This window comes from Actinomadura sp. NPDC048032 (assembly GCF_040653175.1).
Classification (GTDB): Bacteria; Actinomycetota; Actinomycetes; order Streptosporangiales; family Streptosporangiaceae; genus Spirillospora; species Spirillospora verrucosospora.
On record NZ_JBEZJP010000792.1, the window covers coordinates 1 to 1,410 of the forward strand.

Consider the following 1,410-nt stretch of genomic DNA (forward strand, 5'->3'; position numbering starts at 1 on the left):
GATCGTCCAGCTGCAGCTGCGGCAGGATCAGCCGTGCCCGGTCATGGCCGGCGCCCGAATCCGAACGAGTTGTTGAGCGCCGCCGCCGGACCGTCCGGGAGCTTGCGGGGCTCGTCGCGCGCGATGTCGAGGTCGACCTCGTCGTCGAGGTCCTCCAGGTTGGCCACGAACGGGACGCGGCCCTCCTTGAGCGCGAGGACCGTGAAGATCGACTCAAGCGCGCCCGCGCCGCCGAGCAGGTGCCCGGTCATCGACTTGGTCGCGGTGATGACCACCTGGCGCGCGGCCTCCTCGCCGAGCCCCGCCTTGATGGAGGCGAGCTCCGCGACGTCCCCGGCGGGCGTGGAGGTGGCGTGCGCGTTGATGTGCACCAGGTCGGAGGGCTCCAGGCCCGCGTCCTTGAGGGCCCGCTGCATCGCCTTGGCCTGCCCCGAGCCGGACGGGTCGGGCAGCACGATGTCGTAGGCGTCGCCGGAGTAGCCGCAGCCCGCGGCGATGCCGTGGATCTCCGCGCCGCGGGCGCGGGCGTGCTCCTCGGATTCGAGGATCATCACGGCGGCGCCCTCGCCGAGCACGAAGCCGTCGCGGTTCTTGTCGTAGGGCCGGGACGCGCGCGACGGCTCCTCGTTGCGGGTCGACATCGCGCGCATGGCCCCGAACGAGGCCATCTGCAGCGGGTGTATGCACGACTCGGTGCCGCCGCAGATCACCACGTCGGCGCGGCCCGCGCGGATCATGTCGATGGCGTACCCGACGGCCTCGCCGCTGGACGCGCAGGCGCTGACCAGCGCGTGCGAGCCGGCCATCGCGCCGAACTCGATGCCGACGTGCCCGGAGGCGCCGTTCGGCATCAGCATCGGGACGGTGAAGGGCGAGACCCGCGACCAGCCCTTCTCCCGGAAGACGTCATAGCTGTTGAGGGCGGTGTGCAGGCCGCCGATGCCGCTGGACAGCACCACGCCGAGGCGCTCGCCGTCCACGGTGTAGCCGCCCTCGACCCCGGGGCGCTCCATGCCCTTCTGTCCCTTGCCGCCCGTCGGCACGGCGAACCCGGCGGACGTCCACGCCTCCCGCGCCGCGATCAGCGCGATCGCCTGGTTGCGGTCGAGCCGCCGCAGGTTCTGCTTCGGCATCACCTCGGACGGGTCGACCTTCAGGGTCGCGGCGAACTGGACCGGCAGGTCCTCGACCCCCTCCCAGTCCAGTTTGCGGATACCGGACTCGCCGGCGAGCAGGGCGGACCAGGTCGACGGCATGTCGCCGCCGAGTGGGGTCGTTGCACCGAGACCGGTCACGACGACCCTGGTCTGGCTCTTCACCGCCCTTTTCGTTGGGCATGATCCAAGGCAAGGACTCCGGTGAGCCCACTATCGCCTCGGCATGCCGCGGAACCACGTGATTAGGCGGTGT

At 71.4% G+C, this 1,410-nt stretch carries 1 protein-coding gene; it reads right to left on the bottom strand.

Annotated features, from left to right (window positions below; genetic code table 11):
• Positions 1–41 precede the first annotated feature (41 nt).
• Complete coding sequence (locus AB0C69_RS42250; protein ID WP_360362572.1) at positions 42–1,319, bottom strand: beta-ketoacyl-[acyl-carrier-protein] synthase family protein; 1,278 nt, start codon at positions 1,317–1,319, stop codon at positions 42–44.
• Positions 1,320–1,410: the final 91 nt, after the last annotated feature.